We start from the raw sequence: 6451 nt of genomic DNA on the forward strand, positions 1-6451 counted from the left end.
GCCTACAAGACCGAGCGCCTGTCCGGCAGAAGCCTCGACGTGATCTCCGGCGGCGCCTCGTCGTCGCTGCCGCTGCTGCTCGAAGGCAGGTTGCCGGCCGGCATCAACAACCTGCGGGTCGGCGAGGCGATCCTGCAGGGTGGTGTCGAGACCTTCCGCGACACGCCGTGGGCGGAGCTCGAACCCGATGCCTGCCGGCTGACAAGCGACATCATCGAGGTCAAGCTCAAGCCGTCACGGCCGATCGGCCAATCGGGTTACGACGCCTTCGGCAACCAGCCGGTCTTCCCCGACGAAGGCGACAGGCTGCGCGCCATCGCCAATATCGGCCGTGAGGATGTGCTGGTCGAGGGACTGACGCCGATCGCCAGGGGGATAAGGGTGCTCGGCGCCTCCAGCGATCATCTGCTTTTGGATGTCGCCGATGCCGACCCGAGGCCCTCCGTCGGCGACCGCGTCGCCTTCCGCATGAGCTATGGCGCCATGCTTTTGGCGATGACCTCGGAATATGTCGAGAAGGCCCCGATGCACGACGTCGAGGATTTTTCCGGCCGTAAGATGGTGCAGATCACGGCCGGGCAGGGGGCCGCCGGCATCCTGGCCCGGGAAAGCACCGGCGCCCGGCTGGAAGCGATGAACTTCGACGTGGTGGAACTCGCCGATGTCGAGCGGCCGCCATCGGGGCTGGTCCGGCTGATTGCCGGCGTCGATCGTCGCATCGCCCACAAGGCGCTGACCGCGACGGCGCGCGCGACGCATTCTTTCGGCCTGATCTGGATCGATTCCATCGCCGCCCTGATGCCAGAGGACGAGGAGGGCATCGACCTGCCGGAATGTTCGGTCCTGGCGCGATCGCTCGGGCTCGATCACAAGGCCGGCGCGCTGCAGCCGCAGCTGTCGCCGGAAAATGTCGTCATCGTCGGCCTGCGCCACGCCGATCCGGCCGAGGCGCGGGTGCTGAAGGATTCGCGCGTGTCGGCCTTCACCATGACCGACATCGACGCCATGGGCATGCGCGACCTGATGCATGAAGCGATCCGCATCGCCACCTCAGGCACGCAAGGCTTTCATGTCAGCTATTCGCCGACCGCAACCGAATTCGCCGGCTGGGCTGCGGGCTCCGGCGGGCTGACCGTGCGCGAAACGCACCAGGCGATGGAGGCGATCGCGCTCTCCGGTGGCTTGCTGTCGATGGATGTTTCGGGCCTGACGGCGGATCTGGAGCCGCGGATCGGCACCGACGCGGTCAACTTCGTCATGTCGGCTTTCGGCAAACGGATTCTCTGATCAGCCCTGCGCTTCGACTGCCCCCCGCCATGCGCTGACATAGTCGGCCCAGGCCGGGTCTACAGGCGGTTCTATTCTTTCGCCCTTGCCGTGCGTCGCCGGCCGATCGGATGCCAGCAGCGCGGCGCCGATGCTGGTGCCGGTGGCGGCCTCGGACCCAACAACGGCGCGCGCCGTGGCTGCCGCCAGCATGCCGACAAAGAGCCGGTTGCGGGCAAAGGGGCCTTCGACCGTGGTCGGGCCGTCCGCGCCGATCAACTCGAGGCAGGTTGCCGTCATCAATGCCAGATAGAACGAGATGGCGGCAAAGCGCTGGCCGCTGTTCAGGCCGTCGGCATTGACCCATGCCGCGGCATGGTGCGGGAACGGCCCCGAGCCTTGCTGGGTCGACGGCAGCAGCAGCATCTTTCGCGCCAGCACGGCGCCGACATCATCCTCGGTCCACTGCTCCGGCTGGTCCTTTGTCAGCACGGAAAACTCGCGGCCGCCCATGAAGCGCGCCGAGGGAACGGGATCGCCGAGTGCGTTGACATTGACCAGCGTGTCGCGCGCTGCATCCAGCGCAATCTGTTTGCCGCCGACCCCCATCGACACCACCCAGGTGCCGGTCGAGACGACGGAGAAAGGCGGTTTGTCGGAGAGAAGATGCGGCAGCAGCGAGGCGTTGGAATCATGCAGGCCGCAGAACACCGGCGTTTGCGGATCCAGTCCGGTTCGCATCGCAACACTGGGCAGGATCGGGCCGAGGCGGTCGCTGGCCGGCCGCACCGGCGCCATCAGCCCGCGCCATTCCAGCCTGTCGACCAATGATGAAAAATCCGCCGTCCAAGGGTTCCACAGATCGGTGTGGCAGCCGAGCGAAGTCACCTCGTTGGCGGCGACACCGGTCAGGCGCAACGCCCAGTATTGCGGATACATCAGCATCGCGGCGGCCCTGGCGAATTCCGCCGGGAAGCTTTTCTGCTGCCAGAAGAATTGTGCTCCGAGATTGAGGCCGAGCGGCAGGCGCGGCGTGCCGGTCTCGGCGAAAGGGGGGCGGATCGCGTCATAATCCGGTGCCAGTCTATCAGGGCCATCGAACTCATAGTCGAGCACAGGCAGCACCAGTTCACCCGCCGCGTCGACCAGCACGCCGGTCGCGCCATGGGTGGTGATCGAAATGGCGTCGATGCGCTGTTCGCGGTTGAGACCGGCAAGGCTTTCGAGGATGAATGCCCACAAGGCCTCGACATCGTGATGCGGGTAGGGCGCCTGTCGCACCGGCGCATTGGACATGCGGCGCAGCGCCACCTCGCTCAACGTCGCGAGGTCGACCAGCGCCACCTTGGCGTTGGTCTTGCCGATGTCGATGACGGCGATGTGGCGCATCGCACTCATGCCATGTGGAACACGGTTTCCAACGGCACGGCCACCGGCTCGTTGTCCGGCCTGGTTTCCATGATGTCGGCCATTTCAGCCCACCAGCGCTGCATCACCGGATATCCGGGCAATTCGTCCATGCCGTGGTCGTCACGCCGCCACAGAACACCGAACAGGATATTGGTCTCCTCGTCGAGATGGATGGAATAATCGGAGACGCCGGCCTGCTTCAGCAGCGCGACCAGTGACGGCCAGATCTCGTCGTGGCGCTTCTTGTACTCGGCCTTCATGCCGGGCTTCAGCTTCATTTTGAACGCGTATTTCTGCGGCATCAGCGCCCTCCGCGCAATCGCCGCCAGACGATCGGCAAGGCGATGACGATGATCAGCAGCAGACCTATAAAGATCGACATGACGATGCCGGGCACATTGAGCAGGCCGAGCCCGAAGGTCACCAGTCCCATGATGAAGGCTGCGAGCACGACCCCAACAATGCTGCCGGCGCCGCCGAGGATACTGACGCCGCCGAGCACCACCATGGTGATGACTTCCAGCTCGTAGCCCTGCGCGATCGATGGCCGCGTCGAGCCGAGCCGCGAGGTGATCAGCACCGAGGCGATGCCCGACATCAGCCCGGTCAGGCAGAACAGGATGAACTTGGTGCGGCCGACGCGCACGCCGGAAAACTGCGCAGCTATCGGATTGTTGCCGATGGCGAAGACGCGTCGGCCGAAACTCGTACGGTGCAGCAGGAACCAGTAGACGACGGCCGCAATGAGGAAGAGCACCAGCTCGAACGACACCACCCACCAGACATAGCCCTGGCCGAAGAAGGCGAAGCTTGAGGGATAGCCCTTGTAGGCCTGGTCTCCGAGGATGATGAAGGCGATGCCGCGAAACAGGCTCATCGTGCCGATGGTGACGACGATCGACGGCAGACCGAGCCTTGTCACCAGCAGACCGTTGAAGGCGCCGCAGCCGAGCCCGACGACGATGCCGATCGCTACCAGCACCGGCGTGCCGGCGCCGGCCTGCACCGCCATGCCCATCATCGTCGACGCCAGCGCAATGATGGCGGCCACCGACAGATCGATCTCGCCCGAGATGATCAGCAGCGCCATGGCGAAGGCGATCAGGCCTTTCTCTGTGAAATTGAAGGTGAGATCGGACAGCGAATACGGGTCGAGGAAATAGGGCGAGGCGAAGCTGTTGATGGCGAAGATGGCGACGGCCACAACGACCAGCAGCGCTTCCCAGGAAAAGATCGCCGAACGGAACGGCTTGTCGAGCCGGTCGGGAATGTGGCGCGGGGCAGGGATGTCGGTCACGCCTCCACCTTTCTGAGGATGATGCGGCCTTGCTGGCGTTCGCCGCGCGCGTTGAGCACGACGGCCAGGATGATGGCGCTGCCCGAAATCGCCATCTGCCAGAAGGGCGAGATGTTGATGACCGGCAGGGCGTTGGAGATGATGCCCAGGAACAGTGCGCCGAGCACCGCGCCGCCGACCGAGCCGATGCCGCCGGCGATCGAGATGCCGCCGATGACGCAGGCGGCGATGATGTTGAGCTCATAGCCATTGGCGACCTCGACCGACGCGATCACATAGCGCGAGATCCAGAGATAGCCTGACAGGCCGCCGATCATGCCGGAGATGCAGAAGACGATGAACTTGGTGCGGCCGACATCGATGCCGGCATAGACGGAAGCCGTCGGGTTTACGCCGATGGCATAGATCGAGCGGCCGAGCGCGGTGCGGGTCATCAGGACGAAGAACAGCGCAATGACCAGGATGGCGATCCACGACAGCACCGGAATGCCGAGGAAGGCGGCGCGCTGAAAGCCGATGAAGTCCGGGCTCATTTTGTCGGCATTGACCCAGGCGCCACCGGACAGGACGAAGGTCGCGCCACGATAGATGGTCAGCGTGCCCAATGTCACCACGATCGAGGGGATGTTCAGCCGCCAGACCAGCAGGCCGTTGATGGCGCCGAGCACCAGACCGACGGCCAGCGCAATGACGATCAGGAGCGGGATCGGGATCGCCGGATGCGCGGCGTTCAGCATCGCCACCACCATGCCGGTGAAGCAGAGATTGGACGCCATCGACAGATCGATCGACCGGGTCAGGATGACCACCATCTGGCCGAGCGCCAGGATCATCAGGATCGAGGTGTCGTTGAACACCTGGCGCAGATTGCCGGGGTCGGCAAAGGCCGGGAAGCGCGTCGAAATCAGGCCGATCAGCACGACGATGGCCGCCAACAGCCAGATTTCACGGTATTTCGGGAAAGCCTTCATGCCGCGATCCCCGCTGCCGTCCGAACCAGCGTCTCGGCGTCCAACCCCTTGTTGTCGTAGACCGCCGCGACGAGCCCCTCGCGCATGACCACGACGCGGTCAGACATGCCGAGGATTTCGGGCAGCTCGGAGGACACCATGATCACCGACAGGCCTTGCGCCACCAACTCGGCCATGAAGCCGTGCACGGCGGCCTTCGAACCGATGTCGATGCCCTTGGTCGGCTCGTCCAGGATGATCACCTTGGGCGACGTCGCCAGCCATTTGGCGATGACGATCTTCTGCTGGTTGCCGCCCGACAGCGTGCCGACGTCCTGGCTGAGCGAGGAGGCCCTGAGGTCGAGCCGCTCGGTGTAGGAGCGGGCCAGATCGAACTCCTCCGACAGCCGCAGCAGGCCGGACTTCGACGTGCGCTTGAGCGAAGGCAGCGAGACGTTCTGGAAGATCGGCAGGCCGATCACCACGCCTTGCTTGCCGCGTTCTTCGGGCACGTAGACGATGCCGGCATCGATCGAATCCGCAGCCGATTTCGGCGCGAGCGTCTTGCCTTCCAGCGTGATCGTGCCGGCTGAGGTGCGGGTGATGCCCGATATCGCCTGCATCACCTCGCTGCGGCCGGCGCCGACCAGGCCGTAGAAGCCGAGGATCTCGCCCTTGTGCAGTTCGAAGCCGATGTCGTTGAATTCGGTCGGATGCGACAGGCCGGATACGGAGAGCACCGGCGCGCCGATCTCGGCCTTGCGCTGCGGGAAGATGTGATCGACCGCGCGGCCAACCATCAGGCGCACGATCTGGCTCTGGCCGGCATCCTTGATCAGGCCTTCGCCGACCATCTCGCCATCGCGGAACACCGTGTAGCGGTCGGCGATACGGTAGATCTCGTCGAACTTGTGGCTGATGAACAGGATCGCCTTTCCGTCGCTCTTGAGGAACTCGATCAGCAAAAAGAGCTCCTCGATCTCCTTCATCGAAAGTGCGGCGGTCGGCTCGTCCATGATGACGATCTGCGCGTCGATCGACATGGCGCGCGCAACGGCGACCAGATGCTTGTTGGCGATGCCGAGGTCCTTCAGCCGCGCATCGGCGTCGATGTGGCCGGCATGCATGGTGTCAAGCACTTCGCGCGCGTTCTTGCGCATCGTGCGCCAGTCGATGGTGCGCAATCGCGTGCGCGGCGCATGGCCGAGAAAGATGTTTTCTGCGACCGACAAATCGTCGAACAGCACGGTTTCCTGGTGGATGGCGGTGACGCCGTGCCCGAAGGCGGCATGCGCGCTGGGCAGGGTGACGGCCTGGCCGTCGATGCTGATCGTACCCTCATCGGGCTGGTAGATGCCGGTCATGATCTTGACCAGCGTCGACTTGCCGGCGCCGTTTTCGCCGATCAGCGCCGTCACCTGCCCGGGGTAGAGCGACAGGCTGACATTGTGCAGCGCGCGCACGCCGGGAAAGCTCTTGGAGATGCCGGACAGCGTCAGGCGTGGAGCCGGGGCCGGAGGCCGCGCCT

At 64.7% G+C, this 6451-nt stretch carries 6 protein-coding genes; 1 reads left to right on the forward strand and 5 read right to left on the reverse strand.

Annotated features, from left to right (window positions below; all coding sequences use genetic code 11):
* On the forward strand, nucleotides 1-1287 hold a 1287-nt coding region (locus tag EN750_RS13510), incomplete at its 5' end, for an arginase family protein (protein ID WP_127396709.1).
* Here the strand turns inward: EN750_RS13510 and EN750_RS13515 are convergent.
* Genes EN750_RS13515 through EN750_RS13535 form a run of 5 tightly spaced genes read right to left on the reverse strand, consistent with a single transcriptional unit; the run spans nucleotide 1288 to nucleotide 6422 of the window.
* Nucleotides 1288-2664 (reverse strand): FGGY-family carbohydrate kinase, encoded by a 1377-nt coding sequence (locus EN750_RS13515; protein ID WP_127396710.1) that lies wholly within the window; start codon nucleotides 2662-2664, stop codon nucleotides 1288-1290.
* Nucleotides 2661-2978, reverse strand: coding sequence for an L-rhamnose mutarotase (gene rhaM, locus EN750_RS13520; protein ID WP_127330852.1), 318 nt, complete (start codon nucleotides 2976-2978; stop codon nucleotides 2661-2663). Before rhaM ends, EN750_RS13515 begins: the two co-directional genes overlap by 4 nt.
* Nucleotides 2978-3973 carry an ABC transporter permease gene (locus EN750_RS13525; protein WP_127396711.1) on the reverse strand — a complete coding sequence of 332 codons (996 nt, stop codon included), beginning with the start codon at nucleotides 3971-3973 and terminating at the stop codon, nucleotides 2978-2980. Before EN750_RS13525 ends, rhaM begins: the two co-directional genes overlap by 1 nt.
* Nucleotides 3970-4944 carry an ABC transporter permease gene (locus EN750_RS13530; protein ID WP_127396712.1) on the reverse strand — a complete coding sequence of 325 codons (975 nt, stop codon included), beginning with the start codon at nucleotides 4942-4944 and terminating at the stop codon, nucleotides 3970-3972. Before EN750_RS13530 ends, EN750_RS13525 begins: the two co-directional genes overlap by 4 nt.
* Nucleotides 4941-6422 (reverse strand): sugar ABC transporter ATP-binding protein, encoded by a 1482-nt coding sequence (locus tag EN750_RS13535; protein WP_127396713.1) that lies wholly within the window; start codon nucleotides 6420-6422, stop codon nucleotides 4941-4943. The genes EN750_RS13530 and EN750_RS13535 overlap by 4 nt, the downstream gene beginning before the upstream one ends.
* Nucleotides 6423-6451: the final 29 nt, after the last annotated feature.

The organism is Mesorhizobium sp. M7A.F.Ca.ET.027.03.2.1 (assembly GCF_003999175.1).
GTDB lineage: Bacteria > Pseudomonadota > Alphaproteobacteria > Rhizobiales > Rhizobiaceae > Mesorhizobium.